The organism is Bradyrhizobium sp. B025 (genome assembly GCF_042257955.1).
Classification (GTDB): domain Bacteria; phylum Pseudomonadota; class Alphaproteobacteria; order Rhizobiales; family Xanthobacteraceae; genus Bradyrhizobium; species Bradyrhizobium diazoefficiens.
Genome location: NZ_CP170150.1, coordinates 8026903 through 8045461, shown reverse-complemented (window position 1 = coordinate 8045461; position 18559 = coordinate 8026903). Strand labels below are relative to the sequence as shown.

Genomic DNA, 18559 nt, shown 5'->3' with positions numbered 1-18559 from the left:
TGGGATCAATCGCTTTTCTGGTTGGATGGGGTTCCGGCAAGGTTCTAGCAAGGTGGTCTCATCAGCGAAAGCACAGCCTGTCGGCTGGGCAGACCGGGAATTGCCCGGATGCTGGGCAAACTCAACCGGTTCAAGCTGATACCCGCTTGCTTTCCCGACCTTTTGGCCCCAAATAGGGACCGGGAGATTGGCGGTGGACGAGCCACTCGCCAACCGGGTCAGGTCCGGAAGGAAGCAGCCCTAACGAGGTCCGGATCGGGTCGCTCGTCAGTCTCCTACATGTTTTTCCGAGCGAATTGCGCCGGCGGCCCTGCCGCCAGCGCGCTCCTTTCCGCAAGAGCCGGCCGAGAGAGATTTCATTGCGGATCGACCGATGACCGACGCTGGCGCCCCTCCTAACCCCGATAGCGCCAGCCAGGCTGGCAACGCGCCTTACCGGGTGCTGGCGCGCAAATACCGCCCCTCCTCGTTCGACGACCTGATCGGCCAGGAGGCCGTGGTCCGCACCGTCTCCAATGCATTCGAGACCGGGCGCATCCCGCAGGCCTGGATCCTCACCGGCGTCCGCGGCGTCGGCAAGACCACCACCGCGCGAATTCTTGCCCGTGCGCTCAACTACGAGATGCCGGACGGCTCAGTGAAGGGCCCGACCATCCACATGCCGAACTTGGGCGTGCATTGCCAGGCGATCATGGAAAGCCGGCACATGGACGTGCTGGAGATGGACGCGGCCTCGCATACAGGCGTCGACGACGTCCGCCAGATCAATGACAGCGTGCGCTACGCGCCGGCCAGTGCCCGCTACAAGGTCTACATCATCGACGAAGTCCACATGCTGTCGACGGCGGCGTTCAACGCCTTCCTGAAGACGCTGGAGGAACCGCCGGAGCACGCCAAGTTCGTGTTCGCGACGACGGAGATCCGCAAGGTTCCGGTCACCGTGCTGTCGCGCTGCCAGCGTTTCGACCTGCGCCGGGTCGAGGCCGACGTGCTGATGAAGCACCTCGCCAGCATCGCGGCGAAGGAAAGCGTCGAGATCGAGCCCGAGGCGCTCGGCATCATCGCGCGTGCCGCGGAAGGCTCCGTGCGCGATTCGCTGTCGCTGCTCGACCAGGCGATCGCGCATGCGGCAGGCACGGTGAAAGCCGATGCCGTCAGGCAGATGCTGGGCCTCGCCGACCGGACGCGTGTGATCGACCTGTTCGATTCGCTGGCGCGTGGCGACATCGCCGCCGCGTTCAAGGAGTTCCGCGACCAGTACGACGTCGGCGCCGATCCGATCGTCGTGCTCTCGGACCTCGCCGAGTTCGTCAATTTCGTCACCCGCGTGAAGATCGTGCCGGCGACCGCCGACAATGTCGCCTATGGCGAGACCGAGCGGGTGCGCGCGCGGGATTTCGCCTCGAAAATCTCGATGCGCGTGCTGTCGCGGATGTGGCAGATGCTGCTCAAGGGCATTACCGAGGTGCAGGCCGCGACGCGCCCCGCCGCCGCCGCCGAGATGGTGCTGGTGCGCATCGCCTATGTCGCCGACCTGCCGACGCCGGACGAGGCGATCCGGATGCTGGAGCAGAACGGCGGCGGCTCGCCGGTCGTGAGCGGCGGCAGTGCGGCGCGTAGCGCGCCGGCTGCGCCGGTTGCCTCTGCTGCGCCTGTCGCCTCGGCAGCGCCCATGCGCGCGCCGACCTCATCGCCGTCATCGTTCGGCGGCGGTGCTGCCCGGCCGCAGATGGCGGCGCCCGCGCCGGATCCGCAAGCCGCGGCACCCCAGCTGCGCATCACGAGCTTCACCCAGCTCGTCGCGCTTGCCGGCCAGAAGCGCGACATCATGACCAAGGCCGCGCTCGAAGCCGACATGCGCCTCGTCCGTTTCGAGGAGGGCCGGCTGGAAGTCGCGCTCGAGCCCAATGCCTCCAGGACCATGATCACCGAGCTCGCGCGCAAGTTCGAACTCTGGACCGGCCGGCGCTGGACCGTGATCGTCTCCAACGAGCAGGGCCAGCCGACGCTGCGTTCGGTGAACCAGGCCGCCAAGCAGGAGCATGCGCGCACCGCGGAGGCCGATCCGCGCGTGCAGGAGGTACTGTCGCGCTTCCCCGGATCGAAGGTCGTCGAGGTCCGCAGGCTTGCCCCCGAGACGCCGGAATCCAATATTAACGCCGACTATGGCAGTGACGATCCGCCCGACGGTTCCGATACCGACGACGATCTCTGAGCCTATCTTTCCAAGGACACGGGACTATGGCTGACTTTCTCGGAATGATGAAGCAGGCGGCGCAGCTGCAATCCAAGATGCAGGAGATGCAGGACGCGCTCGGCAGTGTGGAGGTCGAAGGCATCTCCGGCGGCGGCCTCGTCGTGGTGCGTATGACCGCGAAGATGGACGTCAAGGGCGTGAAGATCGATCCCTCGCTGATGAAGGCGGAAGAGCGCGAGGTGCTCGAGGACCTGCTCGTGACCGCGCTCGGCGATGCCCGCCGCAAGGCGGAGGCCGCCGTGCAGGAGAAGATGCAGTCGCTCACCGGCGGGCTCGGCCTGCCGCCGGGGCTGTTCGGCCAGTAACATGGGCGCGGTTGCAGGTCCCGAAATCGAGCGGCTGGTGCAGCTTCTCGCACGGCTGCCGGGCCTCGGTCCGCGCTCCGCGCGGCGCGCCGCGCTGCATCTGATCAAGAAGCGCGAAGCGCTGATGATGCCGCTGTCCTCGGCCCTCCAGGTCGCGCTCGACAAGGTCCAGGTCTGCAGGACCTGCGGCAACATCGACACGCAAAATCCCTGCACGGTCTGCACCGATCCGAAGCGCGATCCCGCGATCATCGTGGTCGTCGCCGATGTCGCCGACCTCTGGGCGCTGGAGCGGGCCAATGCCACTCAAGGGCGCTATCATGTGCTGGGTGCGACATTGTCGCCGCTCGACGGCGTCGGCCCGCAGGATCTCACCATCGACGCGCTGGTCGCGCGCGCACATGCTGCCGAGGTCCACGAAGTCATCCTGGCGCTGAACGCGACGGTCGACGGCCAGACCACGGCGCACTACATCACCGACCTGCTTCAGGACGCCAACGTAAAAGTAACCCGGCTCGCCCATGGTGTGCCGGTCGGCGGCGAGCTTGATTATCTCGATGAAGGTACGCTATCGGCCGCGATGCGGCAGCGGACCCTGTTCTAGCTATCCTACAGACCCCACGGAACGGACGACATGACGAAACTTTTCGCCACTCGATTGGCTTTGGCCGCGACGATGATGCTGCTGGTGACGCCGGCCATCTCCGCGCAGCAGGACGACGCGGCGCCGCCGCCGCCCAAGCCCGGCAAGCCGATCAACACCGGCGACGTGCTCTCCGGCGAATTGAACGCAATGAAGGTGCGCGACGTCAAGAACGCCGGCAAGCGGATCGCGATGTATCAAATCACCTCCGAGCCGCGCCGCCTGCCGGCGCCGAACGGGCTGTGCAATCTCGAAACCGGTCCAGAGACCTTCCAGCTCGTTCCGAACGGCGATGCGCAGGCCGCGCAGCTGAAGACCTTCGTCGGCAAGGAAATCTCGATCAAGGTCGACGAAGTCGCCTGCGCCAGCGATCCCGGCCAGATGAGCGAAGCCGTGGTCACGAAGTGGAGCATCATCAAGAAGCAATAGGGGGTGATTCGCGACGCCTTCTCCACAACTCCGGTGTCATCGCCCGCGAAGGCGGGCGATCCAGTACCCCGCGGCTTCTCGGTCAATCACAACTGTCTCTGGAATACTGGATGCTCCGCCTTCGCGGGGCATGACAGCAGTGGTGGTCACACCCTTACCGGCCCCAGCTCTTCGAAATGCCCGCGCTTCTGCAGCCATGTCAGCAGGATCAGGCTCGGGATCGCCACCAGCACGCAGATCACGAAGAACAGCGGCCAGCCGGTCGCCTTGGCGACATAGCCGGCCACCGACGAGAGATAGGTGCGTCCCACCGCGGCGAGCGCGGTCAGCAGCGCGTATTGCGTCGCCGTGTGCAGCGGGTTCTGGCACAGCGCGGAGAGATAGGCGACGAAGATCACGGTGCCGATGGCGCTGGTGAAATTCTCAGCTGTGATGGCGAAGGCGAGCGCCCATTGGCTGGTGCCGACGAAGGCCAGCCAGGAGAAGGAGAGGTTGGCGAGCGCCTGCACCACGCCGCCGATCCACAAGCACGTCGCCAGCGGGTAGCGTCGGGCAAGGAAGCCGCCGGCAAAGCCGCCGATCAGCGTCGCCGCAAGGCCGACGCCCTTCACGATCGCCGCATAGTCGTTGCGGGAGAAGCCGAGGTCGATCACGAACGGCGCCGTCATGGTGCCGGAGAAGGCGTCGGTGAACTTGAACAGCACGACGAAGGCAAGCGCGGCGAGCGCGTCCTTGCGCGCCAGGAATTCCGAGAACGCGCCGATCGCCGCGTGCAGCACGCGCGCGAACGCCGTATCGGCCTGCGTTGCGGCTTCCGCCCGCACCGACTGCTCGGGCTCGGTCGCGGCCAGCGCGGTGATCGTGCCGATCAGCACCATCGCCGCCATCACCACATAGCCCCACATCCAGGCTGATGTGCGCGAAATGCCGGTGCTCTCGAAACCGGAGACGATGAACAGCGCGCCCGCGGTCGAGACCAGCATGCCGATGCGATAGGCCGCGACATAGGATGCCATGCCGGCGGCCTGCTCGCTCTCCGGCAGGCTCTCGACGCGGAAGGCGTCGACCACGATGTCCTGCGTCGAGGACGTCGTCGCCACCAGCAACGCGCCGAGCGCGACGTAGAACGGCGAGCGCGCGGGATCGGTCAGCGCCAGCAGCAGGATGGCGATGATCAGCAGCAGCTGCGAGAACAGCAGCCAGCCGCGGCGCCGTCCGAACGCGCGCGTGAACAGCGGCACATGCAGCGCGTCCACCAGCGGCGCCCACAAAAATTTCAGCGTGTAGGGCGTGCCGACCAGCGCAAACAGCCCGATGGTTCCGAGATCGACCCCGGCCTCGCGCATCCACACCAGCAGCGTCGAGCCCGACAGCGCCAGCGGCAGGCCGGACGAGAAGCCGAGAAACAGCACGATCAGCACGCGCGGTTGCAGGTACACGGCAAGGCTGTCGCGCCAGGAGGCGGCGGGGGCATCAGCGCTGGTTTGGACGGTTCCGGAGGTCGCGTCGGGTGCGGTCATGGGGAGGTGTTAGCAGATTCTGGGGGAAAAGACTCTCGCGGTAGCCGTGAGGCGGGAGAGCCTTCAACATCCTCGACGTCATCGTCCGCGAAGGCGGACGATCCAGTACTCACGGGCGTTTCGGCTCAACAACGACTGTCACGGCGTACTGGATGCCCCGCCTTCGCGGGGCATGACAGTGTGCTAAAAAATCTACTCCCCCGCCTGGAGCTTCCTCGGGAACAACTCGGCCGCGCCCGTCGCCACCAGGTGCGGGCCCTCCGCGGGCGTATCGGCCTTGCTGAAATCCAGCTCCTCGATCCGTCCGGCGCGCTTCTCGATCTTGTCGGCGGAGATCAGCACCTGGCGGACGTCCTCGTTCACGTCGGCAAAATGCTTCTGGAGCTTCAGCACGCGGTCGCGCAGGCGGCCGAGATCGTCGCCGAGCTTGATGACCTCGGTGCGGATCTGGTCGGCGGCATCGCGCATGCGCGCGTCCTTCATGATCTGCTGCATCACCTGGATCGCCAGCATCAGCAGCGAGGGCGACACCAGCACGACGCGGGCGCGATAGGCCTTCTGGATCACGTCGTCGAAGCCGTCATGGATCTCGGCGTAGACCGATTCCGACGGCACGAACATCAGCGCCATCTCCTGGGTCTCGCCGGTGACGAGATATTTTTCCGCGATGTCGCTGACATGCTTCATCACGTCGCCGCGCAGCCGCTGCGTGGCGATGCGCTTCTCCTCGTCGGTGCGGGCGTCGTGCAGCGCGGTCATCGCCTCGAGCGGAAACTTCGCGTCGATGCAGAGCGGGCGCTGGTCGGGCAGGAACACGACGCAGTCCGGCCGCTTGCCGGTCGAGAGCGTGAACTGGAACTCGTAGGCGCCCTTCGGCAAGCCGTCCTGGACGATCGCCTCCATCCGGGCCTGGCCGAAGGCGCCGCGCGACTGCTTGTTGGCGAGCACGTCGCGCAAGGTCGTCACCTGCGTGGTGAGGTCGGTGAGGTTCTTGTGCGCGTTGTCGATGATGCCGAGCCGCTCGTGCAGGGCGTGCAGGCTCTCCATGGTGTTGCGGGTCGAGTGCTCCATGGACTGGCCGACGCGATGGGTCACCGAATCCAGCCGCTCGTTGACCGCCCGTGCCATCTCGGCCTGGCGGCCGGCCAGCGCCTGGGTCATGGCATCGACCCGGCCCGAAGCCTCGCTCTGGGCGTGCAGCATCTGGCTGATGCGCTCCTCGAGCTCGTCGGCGCGGATCGCATTCGCCATCGCGAGTTCCGCCCCGCGCCGCCCCGAGCGTGCAATGACCACGGCGATCACAACCAGCAGGATGAGGACCAGGACGCCGAAGCCGATCAGCGCGTCGATCGTGCGCACCGGCCAGTCGCCAGCCACGAAAATGATCTCGTTCATGCCTGTCCTTCTAGCCGATTCGGCTGCCGGCACGAACGAATAGCGAACATTTATGGTAAATGCCCCGTTAATTTTTATGGTTAACGAAAGCTGAAGTTTTATGGTTAGCGGATCGTTAACGCGTTCCGGGCCTCATTGACCGCTTGTCGCGCCCGGCTTAAATCGCCCGCCATGGCCCTCAGAGAAATCATCATCCTGCCCGACAAGCAGCTGCGTCTGGTCTCCAAGCCGATCGAGAAGGTCACGACGGAGATCCGCAAGCTTGCCGACGACATGTTCGAGACCATGTACGACGCGCCCGGCATCGGGTTGGCGGCGATCCAGATCGCCCAGCCGCTGCGGCTGATCACCATGGACCTCGCCAAGCGCGACGAGAACGGCGAGACTAAGCCGGAGCCGCGCGTCTTCATCAATCCGGAAGTCATCGCCTCGTCCGAGGAATTGTCGGTCTACGAGGAAGGCTGCCTGTCGATCCCCGAATATTACGAGGAGGTCGAGCGGCCTGCGAAGGTGCGCGTGCGCTTCACCGATCTCGACGGCAAGGTGCACGAGGAGGACGCCGAAGGCCTCTACGCCACCTGCATCCAGCACGAGATCGACCACCTCAACGGCGTCCTGTTCGTCGACTATCTGTCGAAGCTGAAGCGCGACCGCGTGCTGAAGAAGTTCGAGAAAGCCGCCAAGCGCGCGGAGTGAGGTTCTCCGTCATTCCGGGGCGATGCACAGCATCGAACTATGGTGCGCAATTGCGCACCTGAGAATCTCGAGATTCCGGGTTCGGCTCTTCGAGCCGCCCCGGAATGACAGTAATTGGATCACGTTCCTCGCAGGTTTTTCCGATGCCCCTTCGCCTGATCTTCATGGGCACGCCCGATTTCTCCGTGCCGACGCTGCTCGAGCTCGTCGCGCATGGCCATGAGATCGTCGCCGTCTATACCCGCGCGCCGAAGCCGGGCGGGCGGCGCGGCCTGCAATTGCAGCCGACCCCGGTCGAGGAAGCCGCGCGAAGACTCGGCGTTCCCGTGCTGACGCCGAAGACGCTGAAGACAGAGGAGGCGCTGGAAGAATTTCGCGCCTTTGACGCCGATGCCGCCGTCGTCGTCGCCTACGGCATGATCCTGCCGCAGGCCATCCTCGATGCGCCGAAGCTCGGCTGCTACAATCTGCACGCCTCGCTCTTGCCGCGCTGGCGCGGCGCCGCGCCGATCAACCGCGCGATTATGGCTGATGATGCGGAAAGCGGCGTGATGGTGATGAAGATGGATGTCGGCCTCGACACCGGCGATGTCGCCATGGCCGAGCGGCTGGCGATCACGGACACCATGACCGCGGCCGACCTGCACGATCGTCTCTCGCGCCTCGGCGCCGACCTGATGGTCCGCGCCATGGCCGCGCTCGACCGCGGGGGGCTCCAGCTCAAGAAGCAGAGCGAGGACGGCGTCACCTATGCGGCCAAGATCGACAAGGCTGAGGCGCGGATCGACTGGACCAAGCCCGCACGGGCGGTGCTGCGCCACATCCACGGCCTGTCGCCGTTCCCCGGCGCCTGGGCCGAGCTCGCAGGCGTCAGCGAGAACGCGCGCGTCAAAATCCTGCGCTGCGAGCTCGCCAAGGGCTCGGGCGCGCCGGGCGAGGTGCTCGACGACCGGCTCACCATCGCCTGCGGCGAGGGCGCGATCCGCATCATCGAGCTGCAGCGCGAAGGCAAGGCGCGGATGCAGGCCACGGACTTCTTGCGTGGTGTGCCGCTGAAGGCGGGCGCCAAATTCACCTGACACTGTCATACCCCGCGAAGGCGGGGTATCCAGTACGCCGAGGCTTCTCGGTCGAACGGATAGGCCGCGGCGTACTGGATCGCCCGGTCAAGCCGGGCGATGACGGCAGAATTGGAAACGATGCCCCGCTACAAGCTCACCATCGAATATGACGGCGCGCCGTTCTTCGGCTGGCAGGTGCAGGATACGCTGCCGTCGGTGCAGGGCGCACTGGAAGCGGCGGTGAAGGCGATGACCGGTGCGGATCTGCGGGTGCATGGCGCGGGTCGCACCGATGCCGGCGTGCATGCGCGCGGTCAGGTCGCGCATGTCGATATCGAGAAGCAGTTTCCGCCGGGCCGCTTTCGCGACGGGCTCAATGCGCATCTGCGGCCGCATCCGATCGCGGTGCTCGAGGCCGAGATCGTACCCGATACTTTTGAAGCGCGCTTCTCGGCCGTGAAGCGCCACTATCGCTACCGCATCGTCAACACCCGCGCCAATCTCGCGCTCGACATTGGCCACGCCTGGCGCGTACCGCGCCGGCTCGATAGCGATGCGATGCATGCGGCCGCGCGGCGCCTGCTCGGCAAGCATGATTTCACCACCTTCCGCGACACCGAGTGCCAGGCCAAGTCGCCGGAGAAGACGCTCGACCAGCTCGACGTGCTGCGCGACGGGCGCGAGATCACCATCATCACCTCGGCGCGCTCGTTCCTGCACAGCCAGGTGCGCTCGATGGTGGGATCGCTGGTCTGGGTCGGCGAAGGCCGCTGGACCGCGGACGATCTTTCCGCAGCGCTGGCGGCCCGCAACCGCGCCGCCTGCGGCATCGTCGCGCCGCCGGACGGGCTGTATCTGGTGAAGGTAGATTATTAGAGAGACGGGAGGCGGGAAACTCTCGCGACACCCGCCACTGTCATTCCCCGCGAAGGCGGGGAATCCAGTACGCCGCGGCCTCTCGGTTCAATCACGGCTGTCTCTGGAATACTGGATCGCCCGCTTTCGCCGGGCGATGACAGCGGAATTCCAGGAGGCGCTATCGCCTCACCCAAAATACCGCGTCAGTATCCCCCGATACACCTTCGTCAGCTTTTCCAGATCCCCCACCGGCACGCGCTCGTCCACCTGATGCATCGTCTGCCCCACCAGGCCGAACTCGATCACCGGGCAATAGCTGGAGATGAAGCGCGCATCCGAGGTGCCGCCTGAGGTTGATAGCTCCGGCTTGCGGCCCGTCACCTCTTCGATCGCGGACACAGCGAGATCGGTGAACGGACCCGGCTTGGTCACGAACACGTTGGAGTTCGACGGCTCCCAGACGATGCGAGCCTTGATGCGGTTGCCGCAAGCCTTTGCCAGCCGCGTCTCGACCAGCTCGCGCAGGCTCGCTTGCGTATGGTTGTCATTGTAGCGGATGTTGAACTTGGCGCGGGCCTGGCCGGGGATGACGTTGCTCGCGGTGTTGCCGACGTCGACCGAGGTGAATTCGAGGTTGGACGCCTGGAACTGCGCGCTGCCGTGGTCGAGCGGCTCGTCGCTGATGGCAACGATCAGCCGCGAAATGTCCGGCACCGGATTGGAGGCGCGGTGCGGATAGGCGACATGGCCCTGCACGCCGTCGACATACAGCGTGCCGGATTGCGAGCCGCGTCGGCCGACCTTGATGGTGTCGCCGAGCGTCTCGACATTGGAGGGCTCGCCCAGCACGCAATGATCGAATGTTTCGCCGCGCTCGGCGGCCCAACTCAGAAGTTTGATGGTGCCGTTGATGGAGACGTCTTCCTCGTCGCCGGTGATCAGGAACGAGATCGAACCCGTGCCGTCGCCGCGCGGCTTGCCGCCGTTGGCGGCGAGATGCTCCAGCACGGCTGCGACCGAGCAGGCGATGCCGCCCTTCATGTCGACCGCGCCGCGGCCGTGCAGAAAACCGTCCTTCACCTCGCCGGAGAATGCGCCGACGCTCCAGGCGCTCTCGTCGCCAGCCGGCACCACGTCGGTGTGGCCGGCGAAGGTGATGTGCGGCCCTTCGCTGCCGATCCGCGCATAGAGATTGTCGACGTCGGCGGTGCCGGGCTCGCTGAACGTCACGCGGTGGCAGGTGAAGCCGGCGGCGTTGAGGGCGTTTTCAAGCACCCCGAGTGCGCCGGCATCGGCCGGGGTTACCGAGGGGCAGCGGATGAGATCGCGGGCAATCGAGAGGGCATCGGTCATGCGCCCCGCTTAACATGCATGCCGCCGGGTGGGCTAGCGTTGGGCGGGACAATTTCGATCTCGCGGCTCTGGTCCCAGCCTTGCGCAGGGGACGCGGCGGACGCGGAGCCGTCCTCGATGTCGGCGAGCGGATCGGGGCCGAACCGGTTGTGGCCCGAGGTGCCGGGCCGGCAGAACATTTCGACGAGGCCCCACAGCCACAGGATCGAAACCGCCAGGCTGAAAGGATGCATCCAGTTTGTCTTGGGCAGCAGGTCCGCGAACTGACTGAACAAGCCGGGTACGAAGAAGAACGGAACGATCCACCAGCCGCTCCTGTCGCGATCGTGCAGTCGCTTGATCGTAGTCGCGAGATAAATCCAGAAGAACAGCGCCATGCCGGACGCCTTGAGGATCGAGGTCGCGCGATCGGCGGATGCCAGCGAGCGGGAGGCTCGGGGATCGACCAGCTTGAACAGGTCGTCGAGACCGAAGTCGAAATCGAGGTCGATGGCGAGCTTCAAGGTGGATCTGGTCCCTCCGAGGATCCCGATGACCTGACCGACGATCTCCAGCAAGCCCGCCAGCAGCGCAACGATCAGCAGCGCCTGCCATAGCAGGGCGCGGTTGATGCGGCCGTCGAAGCGGAAGAGGTACCAGGTCCAGTCCATGGCGAAGGTTCCGGGCGGCGCAGGCCGTCCGGGAATTGGTCGCGATGGAGGGAGGGAGGGTTCGATAGGTGCCGCAAGGGGCTCTTCACCTCTCCCCGCCTGCGGGGAGAGGTCGGATCGCCTCGGCGATGCGAAGCATCGTCCGGAGCGATCCGGGTGAGGGGGTACAGGTCTCACGGCAATCTCATCCGTGGAGAGAGGCCCCTCACCCCAACCCTCTCCCCGTAAGAACGGGGAGAGGGGGAGGAGAGAGTCTTAATCCCGCAGCAGCTCGTTGATGCTGGTCTTCGACCGCGTGCGCTCGTCGACGCGCTTGACGATCACGGCGCAGGCGGTGCTCGGGCCGATATGGCCGTTCTTCATCGGCTTGCCGGGCAGCGCGCCGGGCACCACGACCGAATATTCAGGCACTTCGCCGATGAAGACCTCGCCGGTGTCGCGGTCGACGATCTTGGTCGAGGCGCCCAGGAACACGCCCATGGCCAGCACCGCGCCCTTGCGCACGATCACGCCTTCGGCGACCTCGGAGCGCGCGCCGATGAAGCAATCGTCCTCGATGATCACGGGCTCGGCCTGGAGCGGCTCGAGCACGCCGCCGATGCCGGCGCCGCCGGAGATGTGCACGCGCTTGCCGATCTGCGCGCAGGAGCCGACGGTGGCCCAGGTGTCGACCATCGTGCTCTCATCGACGTAGGCGCCGAGATTGACGAAGGACGGCATCAGCACGACGTTCTTGGCGATGAAGGCCGAGCGGCGCACCACCGCGCCCGGCACCGCGCGAAAGCCGGCATCGCGAAAACGGTTCTCGCCCCAGCCCTCGAACTTCGAGGGCACCTTGTCCCACCAGGTCGCCTGGCCCGGACCACCGGGAATGACGCCCATGTCGTTGAGGCGGAAGGACAGCAGCACGGCCTTCTTCAGCCACTGATTGACCTTCCACTTGCCGTCGGCCCCGCGCTCGGCAACGCGTGCCTCGCCCTTGTCCAGAGTCTCCAGCACCTGGTCCACGGCCTCGCGCACCTCGCCCTTGGTCGAGGTCGAGATGCCGTCACGCGCGTCGAAGGCGCTGTTGATGGTGGATTCGAGGGCGGACAGGGACATCGGGATTTCCTCTTCGGAACGGGAATTTTGACGGATTGGGGCGCTTTTTCGGGATTTGGCAGGGGAGAGTCAAGGCATACTCCGCTGTCGTCCTCCATCCCCCACCGTCGTCCTGGACCAGCGCAGCGAAGCGGAGCGGCGATCCAGGACCCATTACCCCAGGGAGGAGTTTAACGACGACTCGTGGTTGTCAGTCTCGCGCCGCAACCTCTCCCTGGGGTAATGGGTCCTGGCTTTCGCCAGGACGACGGCGGTCAGTGAGGCGACAACCCCGCCAAAAACCCCGCCAGATCATCCGTGACGTGGTCGACATGGGCGGCGTCGCGGCCCTCCAGTTCCCAGTCCTCGCGCACCACTTCCTTGGTGCCGTCGGGCACCACCAGCACGGTGGTCATGCCGAGCTCGTGCGGGACGGTGAGGTTGCGGGCGAGGTCCTCGAACATCGCGGCGCGGGCGGGATCGACGGCATGGTCGCCGAGGAATTTCCGGTAGGTCTGCGGGGCCGGCTTGGGCTCGAACTCGGCCGCGATGATGTCGAACACGCCGTCGAAATGGGTGGCGAGGCCGAGCCGCGCCAGCACCGCACCGACATGGTCGACCGAGCCGTTGGTCAGGATCAGCTTGCGTCCCGGCAGTTTTGCGATGGCCGCGCCGAGCGCCGGATTCGGCTCCAGCGGCGAATGATCGATCTTGTGCACGTAGGCGAGATAGTCGTCGGCGCGCACGCCGTGCAGGGTCATCATGCCGCGCATGGTGGTGCCGAAGCGTCGGTAGTAGTCCTTCTGGATATGGCGCGCTTCCTCAGGGCTGACGTTCAGCCAATTGCACACGAACTCGCCGATCCGCGCATCGACCTGCTGCCACAGATTGACGTGATGCGGATACAGCGTGTTGTCGAGGTCGAACACCCAGGTGTCGACATGGGTGAAGGCGCGGGGTGGGTTCATTGCAACTCTCTATCCGTTGACCGAGGCCGCGGCCCCGCCCTCAATCGTCGTCCTGACGAAAGCCAGGACCCATACTCCGTGACCGATCATTGGGGCAATCTGGTCGTCGTTCTTCGCCAGACCCGATCCTGGGGCAATGGGTCCTGGGTTTCGCCAGGACGACGGCGCAATGTGTAGCGCCATCATCACATCACGGCATCGCAAACCGCAGCGTCCTGCCGCCGCTCGACATGTCGACCGCGCCAAAACCCGTCGCCGCAAACCCGCGCGCGCCGCAATCGGTCTGCTCAACGGTCTCGAACTTGGTCTCGCGCGTGCAGAGCTGCTTCTCGCCGCCCCAGTTCAGTGGCTTGTCCTTCAGCTTGACGGCGCGGTTGTCGGCGTCGACGGCTTCCGCGAAGCTGAAGATCTGCCTCGGCTGGCCGCTCACGTCGGGGTGCAGGCACTTGCCGGGGTCGATGCGGTACCAGCCTCGGCTCGTCACCGACTTGCCGTCGTCGGTGGCGATCGCCGCCATCACCTTGTGCGGGGTGTCGTTGCACCAGGTCAGGCCGCTCGGCGACGGCGTCTGCGTCGCGTCGACCATGGTCTTGAAGAAATTTGGCGACGACACGGCGTCGGACGGGAGCCCGCGGCTCTTCAGGAACGCAGCCAGCGCTGCTTGCGTCTTCGGTCCGTCGACACCGTCGATCGCCCCGACGTCATAACCGATGATCACCAGCAGCCGCTGGATGCCGGCGAGGCGCGCCTGCTCGTCGTCATATTCGGAATCCTCGGCGAGATACGTCACCAGGTTGCCGTCGTCGCCTTGCGTCGGCGTCACCTGCGTGAAGGGGACTTGCGTCTGGCCGCTGCGGCATTGCCGCGCGGCCGCAATGACGAAATTGTCCTGGGCGACGCACAGCATGTCGTTGCCGTTCTGCGGGATCGGCGAGGCGCCATAGACGCCGAGCGCGCGGGCATTGAGCAGGATGCGGTCGGCGGTCAGCGTGCCCTGCACCACCACGCGGCAGGTGGCGGGATCAATCCTGAACCAGCCGCGCGTCGCGGTCGCCGCCTTGTCGTCGATGCCGATCGCGGCCTCGACGACATAGGACATGCGGTTGCAGATCTTGAGGTCGGCGAAGGCGGGGGCGGAGGAGAAGACGAATGACACGGCCGCAGCCGGCAGCGTCATCAGGAAACGGGTCACGACCGAGCGACGATGCCGTCGCTCTCTCGGCTCGTCATGCCCGGGCTTGTCCCGGGCATCCACGTTCTTGGCGCGGGGCGAAAGATCGTGGATGGCCGGGACATTTTCGCGAAGACGCGCTTCGCGCTGTTGCCCGGCCATGACGCCGCTCTTTGTTCGCTCGCGCCTCACTTATGTATCAGCGTTCCCGTGCCCTGGTTGGTGAACAGCTCCAGCAGCACCGCGTGCTGCATCTTGCCGTCGATGATGACGACGCCCTCGACGCCCTGTTCGAGCGCGTAGATGCAGGTCTCGACCTTGGGGATCATGCCGCCGGAAATGGTGCCGTCGGCGATCAGTTTTCGCGCGTCCTTCACGGACAATTGCGGGATCAGCTTCTTCGACTTGTCGAGCACACCCGGCACGTCGGTGAGCAGCAACAGGCGCTTGGCCTTCAGCGCGCCCGCGACGGCACCGGCAAAGGTGTCGGCGTTGACGTTCAGCGTCTGGCCTTCCTTGGAGGTTGCGAGCGGCGCCAGCACCGGAATCAGCTCGTAGCCGATCAGCTGGTTGAGCAGCGTGAGGTCGACCTTCTCGGGGTCGCCGACGAAGCCGAGATCGATCGCCTTCTCGATGTTCGAGCCCGGATCGACGATGGTGCGCGTCGTCTTCGACGCCTTCACCATGTTGGCGTCCTTGCCGGATAGTCCCACGGCCTTGCCGCCGGCCTCGTTGATATAGCCGACGATCTGCTTGTTGACGGAGCCGGCCAGCACCATCTCCACGATCTCGATGGTCGCGGCATCGGTGATGCGCAGGCCGGCGGCGAATTCCGACTGGATGCCGAGGCGCTTGAGCATGGTCGCGATCTGCGGCCCGCCGCCATGCACGACCACCGGGTTGATCGCGGTCTGCTCCAGCAGCACGATGTCGCGGGCAAAGTTCTTCGCGGTCTCCTCGTCGCCCATGGCATGGCCGCCATATTTGATGACGATGGTTTCCTCGTCATACTGCTGCATGTGCGGCAGCGCTTCGGACAGGATGCGGGCCTGGTCGAGCGGGGAGATGTCGGTCATGAGGCGGATCTCGCTGGCGGGACTGTCGGGCCGCGTTCTATCCGATTGGCGGGGGCAGCGCAAAGTGGGTGTTGGTTCTTACCCTCCAGGGGAGGGGAAGATCGAGCGCTATTTCTGCGCCACCACGGCCGCCAGCGTCACCGCCAGCCAGCTCAAGATCATCACCGTCCCACCGGTCGGCGCCGCGTAGGGAAACAGCGAGTGCCCGGCAAATTGCCGCAAGGTGAGATCGCCCGCGAACAGCGCGGCGCCGCCTACGAAGCCGGACGCGGCAATGAGGCCAATTCCGCCGTGCAGAAGGCCGCGCGCGAGCAGCGCGACCGTCGCAAGTATGGCAGTTGCATGAAACAGCAGCATGGCGCTGGCCGACGCAAGCCGGCTCGCGTCGCCGCCATGGGCGGAGGCGGCGGCCAGCGCGACGCCGGCGGCGCCCATCAAGCCGGCAAGCCCAATCAACAGGCGATGCGCGGCCATCACGAACTCCGCTCTTCCAGCAGCTTCGCCATCGCGGCGCGCAGCTCGGCCATGCCCGTCGCGCTCCGCGACGAGGTCGCGAGCACGTTCGGGAACGCGGCCGGATGCTTGGCCAGCGCGGCCTCGGTCTCGGCAATGCGCGAGGCAAGCTCGGAGGGCTTCACCTGGTCGGCCTTGGTCAGCACGATCTGGTAGCTCACGGCGGAGCGGTCGAGCGTCCCGAGGATATCGAGATCGACGTCCTTCAGGCCGTGCCGCGCGTCGATCAGCACATAGACGCGCGCGAGGCTGGCGCGGCCCAGCAGGAATTTATGAATCAGCTCGGTCCAGGACGCGACCTGGCTCTTCGGTGCCTTGGCGTAGCCATAGCCGGGCATGTCGACGAGGCGCAGGTCTTTCTTTCCGGGGACCTCGAAGAAGATCAGCTCCTGGGTGCGGCCCGGCGTATGCGAGGTGCGCGCCAGCGCGTTACGGCCGGTGAGCGCGTTGATCAGGCTCGACTTGCCGACATTGGAGCGGCCGGCAAAGGCGATCTCCAGCCCGTCCATCGGCGGCAGCGTCTGGATCGAGGGCGAGGCCCAGATGAACTGCCAGTCGCGCGCGAACAGCTTTCGCCCGGCCTCGATCAGCTTCGCATCTTTGTCGTCGGTCATGCGAAGCTCTTTGTTTCGCGGTCATTCCGGAGCGATGCGAAGCGTCGAATCCGAAATCTCGAGATTCCGGGTCTGGTGCTTCGCACCATCCCGGAATGACGGAGTGGGTGACTTACGTCGCCTTCCTCGCGAACGTCGCCTTGAGATTGTCGAACAGCTCCACCTTCACGCCGTTGCGGCGCATGATGAAGCTCTGCTGGAGCACCGAGAGCGTGTTGTTCCAGGCCCAGTAGATCACGAGGCCCGCCGGGAAGCCCGCCAGCATGAAGGTGAAGATCAGCGGCATCCAGTTGAAGATCATCTGCTGGGTCGGATCCGGCGGCGTCGGGTTCAGCTTCATCTGGAACCACATCGTGATGCCCATGATGATCGGCCAGATGCCGAGCGCGAGGTAGTGGCCGAACACCGGAATCGTGGTCGGATCGAGCGGGATCAGCCCGAACAGGTTGAACAGATTGGTCGGATCCGGCGCGGAGAGGTCCTTGATCCAGCCGTAGAACGGCGCCTGCCGCATCTCGATGGTGACGAACAGCACCTTGTAGAGCGAGAAGAACACCGGGATCTGGATCACGACGGGAAGACAGCCGGCGACCGGATTGATCTTCTCCTTGCGGTAGATCTCCATCATCTCCTGCTGCTGCTTCACCTTGTCGTCAGGGTAGCGCTCCTTCAGCGCCTGAAGCTGCGGCTGGATCGACTTCATCTTCGCCATCGAGGCGTAGGACTTGTTCGCCAGCGGGAAGAACAAGAGCTTCACGATCACGGTCACGAGCAGGATCGAGATGCCGAAATTGCCGAAGAAGCGGTAGAAGAAGTCGAGGCCGAGGAACATCGGCTTGGTGATGAAGTAGAACCAGCCCCAGTCGATCAACAGGTCGAAATGGTTGAGGTTGAGTTCCTTGTTGTAGCCGCCGTGGCCGGCGAGCGGGAAGTTGATGCCGACCACGCCGGCTTCCTTGGCGCCGGCAAACAGCCGCGCATTCGCCGTCGCACTGCCGCCGATCGCGACGGTGACGGGATCGAGCAGATAGTCGGTCTGATAGGTGTGGACGTTGCCGACCGGGTTCGACGAGAAGCGCGCCTGGAGCTGGGCACTGGTGTCCGGCAGCAGCGCCGAGGCCCAGTACTTGTCGGTCATGCCGAGCCAGCCATTGGTGGCCTTGAAGTTCACCGACTTGGCTTCGTCGATCTTCTTGTAGGCGTATTCCTGCAAGCCATCGAGATAGCCGATCAGGCCTTCGTGCAGGATGTAGTAGCCGGAAACCTGCGGCGTGCCGTGACGCGAGATCAGCGCGAACGGATAGAGCGTGACCGGCGCGTTGCCGACATTGCTCACCTCGTCCTTGATGGTGAAGAGATAGTGGTCGTCGACCGAGATGGTGCGGCGGAAGGTGAGGCCCTCGCCATTGTCCCACTTCAGCACCGCCGGCGTCGTCGGCGTCAGGCTGCCGCTGCCGTCCTGCTGCCAGAGGGTCTGCGCGTCCGGCAGTTTCGCCGTCACGCCCGTGGCCGGCACCCAGCCGAACTCGGCGTAATAGGGCTCAGCGGTGCCCGAGGGCGAATACAGGACGATCGGCGGCGACTTCGGATCGACCGTTTCGCGATACTGCACCAGCGCGACATCGTCGATGCGGCCGCCCTTCAGCGAGATGCTGCCGGCGATCCGCGGCGTGTCGATCTTCACGCGCGGGCTGGCCGCAATCGCGGCGTCGCGGGCGACGACCGGCTGAGCCTGCTGGCCTGCTGCCGGCGTTGACGGCTGCGCGGCACCGCCGGATTGCGGCGTGGCCCCCGGCGTCGCGGAGGCCGTCGGCTGCGGCGTGGTCTTCTGGAGCTCGGCCTGCGCCTGCTGCTGGGCGCGCTGCTTCTCCATCGCCGGCACGTTGTAGAAATACTGCCAGGCGATCAGCACGAGGCCCGATAGAATGACGGCGAGGATGGTATTGCGATTGTCGGTCATCATCTAATGT

General features: G+C 65.5%; 18 protein-coding genes and 1 other RNA gene. 8 read left to right on the top strand and 11 right to left on the bottom strand.

Going from position 1 to position 18559, the window contains the following annotated elements; translation table 11 throughout:
- The first annotated feature begins 182 nt into the window (after positions 1-182).
- The 5 genes from ffs (at position 183) to ACE10W_RS37990 (ending at position 3634) form a co-directional block, all read left to right on the top strand.
- Positions 183-279: signal recognition particle sRNA small type (gene ffs, locus ACE10W_RS38010), an RNA gene on the top strand.
- Between the two features lie 94 nt (positions 280-373).
- Positions 374-2215 (top strand): DNA polymerase III subunit gamma/tau, encoded by a 1842-nt coding sequence (locus ACE10W_RS38005; protein WP_304549104.1) that lies wholly within the window; start codon positions 374-376, stop codon positions 2213-2215.
- Between the two features lie 26 nt (positions 2216-2241).
- Positions 2242-2562 carry a YbaB/EbfC family nucleoid-associated protein gene (locus ACE10W_RS38000; protein WP_304549103.1) on the top strand — a complete coding sequence of 107 codons (321 nt, stop codon included), beginning with the start codon at positions 2242-2244 and terminating at the stop codon, positions 2560-2562.
- Position 2563: 1 nt separating this feature from the next.
- Positions 2564-3166 (top strand): recombination mediator RecR, encoded by a 603-nt coding sequence (gene recR, locus ACE10W_RS37995; protein WP_304549102.1) that lies wholly within the window; start codon positions 2564-2566, stop codon positions 3164-3166.
- Between the two features lie 30 nt (positions 3167-3196).
- Positions 3197-3634: a hypothetical protein gene (locus ACE10W_RS37990; RefSeq protein WP_304549101.1), complete on the top strand. Its 438-nt coding sequence runs from the start codon at positions 3197-3199 to the stop codon at positions 3632-3634.
- Positions 3635-3780: 146 nt separating this feature from the next.
- Here ACE10W_RS37990 and ACE10W_RS37985 read toward each other — a convergent pair whose 3' ends face one another.
- Both ACE10W_RS37985 and ACE10W_RS37980 read right to left on the bottom strand, forming a co-directional pair.
- On the bottom strand, positions 3781-5154 hold the full coding sequence (locus ACE10W_RS37985; protein ID WP_304549099.1) for an MFS transporter: 1374 nt from the start codon (positions 5152-5154) through the stop codon (positions 3781-3783).
- Positions 5155-5346: 192 nt separating this feature from the next.
- Complete coding sequence (locus ACE10W_RS37980; protein ID WP_161532431.1) at positions 5347-6549, bottom strand: DNA recombination protein RmuC; 1203 nt, start codon at positions 6547-6549, stop codon at positions 5347-5349.
- Between the two features lie 171 nt (positions 6550-6720).
- Here ACE10W_RS37980 and def point away from each other — a divergent pair, with 171 nt between their 5' ends.
- The 3 genes from def to truA all read left to right on the top strand — a co-directional run bounded on the left by def (position 6721) and on the right by truA (position 9182).
- A complete protein-coding gene (gene def / locus ACE10W_RS37975) occupies positions 6721-7245 on the top strand; it encodes a peptide deformylase (RefSeq protein WP_011090831.1) in 525 nt (174 codons plus the stop codon).
- A 143-nt stretch (positions 7246-7388) separates the two neighbouring features.
- The gene (gene fmt, locus ACE10W_RS37970) at positions 7389-8324 is read left to right on the top strand and encodes a methionyl-tRNA formyltransferase (RefSeq protein WP_028175977.1); all 936 of its coding nucleotides are present in this window, start codon (positions 7389-7391) and stop codon (positions 8322-8324) included.
- 120 nt (positions 8325-8444) lie between these two features.
- Positions 8445-9182: a tRNA pseudouridine(38-40) synthase TruA gene (gene truA, locus ACE10W_RS37965; RefSeq protein WP_038966077.1), complete on the top strand. Its 738-nt coding sequence runs from the start codon at positions 8445-8447 to the stop codon at positions 9180-9182.
- Positions 9183-9350: 168 nt separating this feature from the next.
- Here the strand turns inward: truA and dapE are convergent, their stop codons facing one another.
- The 9 genes from dapE to yidC form a co-directional block, all read right to left on the bottom strand.
- Positions 9351-10517 carry a succinyl-diaminopimelate desuccinylase gene (gene dapE, locus ACE10W_RS37960; RefSeq protein ID WP_304549093.1) on the bottom strand — a complete coding sequence of 389 codons (1167 nt, stop codon included), beginning with the start codon at positions 10515-10517 and terminating at the stop codon, positions 9351-9353.
- Positions 10514-11167 (bottom strand): DUF805 domain-containing protein, encoded by a 654-nt coding sequence (locus ACE10W_RS37955; RefSeq protein WP_161532428.1) that lies wholly within the window; start codon positions 11165-11167, stop codon positions 10514-10516. The genes dapE and ACE10W_RS37955 overlap by 4 nt, the downstream gene beginning before the upstream one ends.
- Before the next feature lie 255 nt (positions 11168-11422).
- Positions 11423-12268 carry a 2,3,4,5-tetrahydropyridine-2,6-dicarboxylate N-succinyltransferase gene (gene dapD / locus ACE10W_RS37950; RefSeq protein WP_011090826.1) on the bottom strand — a complete coding sequence of 282 codons (846 nt, stop codon included), beginning with the start codon at positions 12266-12268 and terminating at the stop codon, positions 11423-11425.
- A gap of 254 nt (positions 12269-12522) precedes the next feature.
- Positions 12523-13215 (bottom strand): pyrimidine 5'-nucleotidase, encoded by a 693-nt coding sequence (locus ACE10W_RS37945; protein ID WP_011090825.1) that lies wholly within the window; start codon positions 13213-13215, stop codon positions 12523-12525.
- 190 nt (positions 13216-13405) lie between these two features.
- Positions 13406-14392, bottom strand: coding sequence for a DUF1036 domain-containing protein (locus tag ACE10W_RS37940; RefSeq protein WP_304553927.1), 987 nt, complete (start codon positions 14390-14392; stop codon positions 13406-13408).
- Positions 14393-14574: 182 nt separating this feature from the next.
- Positions 14575-15462: an acetylglutamate kinase gene (gene argB / locus ACE10W_RS37935; RefSeq protein ID WP_011090823.1), complete on the bottom strand. Its 888-nt coding sequence runs from the start codon at positions 15460-15462 to the stop codon at positions 14575-14577.
- A gap of 108 nt (positions 15463-15570) precedes the next feature.
- A complete protein-coding gene (locus ACE10W_RS37930; protein ID WP_028175984.1) occupies positions 15571-15936 on the bottom strand; it encodes a DUF423 domain-containing protein in 366 nt (121 codons plus the stop codon).
- Positions 15936-16589 carry a ribosome biogenesis GTP-binding protein YihA/YsxC gene (gene yihA / locus ACE10W_RS37925; RefSeq protein WP_028175985.1) on the bottom strand — a complete coding sequence of 218 codons (654 nt, stop codon included), beginning with the start codon at positions 16587-16589 and terminating at the stop codon, positions 15936-15938. Before yihA ends, ACE10W_RS37930 begins: the two co-directional genes overlap by 1 nt.
- Positions 16590-16701: 112 nt before the next feature.
- Positions 16702-18549, bottom strand: a complete 1848-nt coding sequence (gene yidC, locus ACE10W_RS37920) for a membrane protein insertase YidC (RefSeq protein ID WP_038966085.1) — start codon at positions 18547-18549, stop codon at positions 16702-16704.
- Positions 18550-18559 lie beyond the last annotated feature (10 nt).

What these genes read in the sequence shown, in the direction of transcription:
- ACE10W_RS37985 (WP_304549099.1), bottom strand. Translation starts at nt 5,154, where the DNA reads ATGACCGCACCCGACGCGACCTCCGGAACCGTCCAAACCAGCGCTGAT.
- ACE10W_RS38000 (WP_304549103.1), top strand. Translation starts at nt 2,242, where the DNA reads ATGGCTGACTTTCTCGGAATGATGAAGCAGGCGGCGCAGCTGCAATCC.
- ACE10W_RS37940 (WP_304553927.1), bottom strand. Translation starts at nt 14,392, where the DNA reads ATGACGCTGCCGGCTGCGGCCGTGTCATTCGTCTTCTCCTCCGCCCCC.
- fmt (WP_028175977.1), top strand. Translation starts at nt 7,389, where the DNA reads ATGCCCCTTCGCCTGATCTTCATGGGCACGCCCGATTTCTCCGTGCCG.
- yidC (WP_038966085.1), bottom strand. Translation starts at nt 18,549, where the DNA reads ATGACCGACAATCGCAATACCATCCTCGCCGTCATTCTATCGGGCCTC.
- dapD (WP_011090826.1), bottom strand. Translation starts at nt 12,268, where the DNA reads ATGTCCCTGTCCGCCCTCGAATCCACCATCAACAGCGCCTTCGACGCG.
- ACE10W_RS37930 (WP_028175984.1), bottom strand. Translation starts at nt 15,936, where the DNA reads ATGGCCGCGCATCGCCTGTTGATTGGGCTTGCCGGCTTGATGGGCGCC.
- ACE10W_RS37945 (WP_011090825.1), bottom strand. Translation starts at nt 13,215, where the DNA reads ATGAACCCACCCCGCGCCTTCACCCATGTCGACACCTGGGTGTTCGAC.
- argB (WP_011090823.1), bottom strand. Translation starts at nt 15,462, where the DNA reads ATGACCGACATCTCCCCGCTCGACCAGGCCCGCATCCTGTCCGAAGCG.
- ACE10W_RS37990 (WP_304549101.1), top strand. Translation starts at nt 3,197, where the DNA reads ATGACGAAACTTTTCGCCACTCGATTGGCTTTGGCCGCGACGATGATG.
- yihA (WP_028175985.1), bottom strand. Translation starts at nt 16,589, where the DNA reads ATGACCGACGACAAAGATGCGAAGCTGATCGAGGCCGGGCGAAAGCTG.
- ACE10W_RS37980 (WP_161532431.1), bottom strand. Translation starts at nt 6,549, where the DNA reads ATGAACGAGATCATTTTCGTGGCTGGCGACTGGCCGGTGCGCACGATC.
- ACE10W_RS38005 (WP_304549104.1), top strand. Translation starts at nt 374, where the DNA reads ATGACCGACGCTGGCGCCCCTCCTAACCCCGATAGCGCCAGCCAGGCT.
- def (WP_011090831.1), top strand. Translation starts at nt 6,721, where the DNA reads ATGGCCCTCAGAGAAATCATCATCCTGCCCGACAAGCAGCTGCGTCTG.
- truA (WP_038966077.1), top strand. Translation starts at nt 8,445, where the DNA reads ATGCCCCGCTACAAGCTCACCATCGAATATGACGGCGCGCCGTTCTTC.
- ACE10W_RS37955 (WP_161532428.1), bottom strand. Translation starts at nt 11,167, where the DNA reads ATGGACTGGACCTGGTACCTCTTCCGCTTCGACGGCCGCATCAACCGC.
- dapE (WP_304549093.1), bottom strand. Translation starts at nt 10,517, where the DNA reads ATGACCGATGCCCTCTCGATTGCCCGCGATCTCATCCGCTGCCCCTCG.
- recR (WP_304549102.1), top strand. Translation starts at nt 2,564, where the DNA reads ATGGGCGCGGTTGCAGGTCCCGAAATCGAGCGGCTGGTGCAGCTTCTC.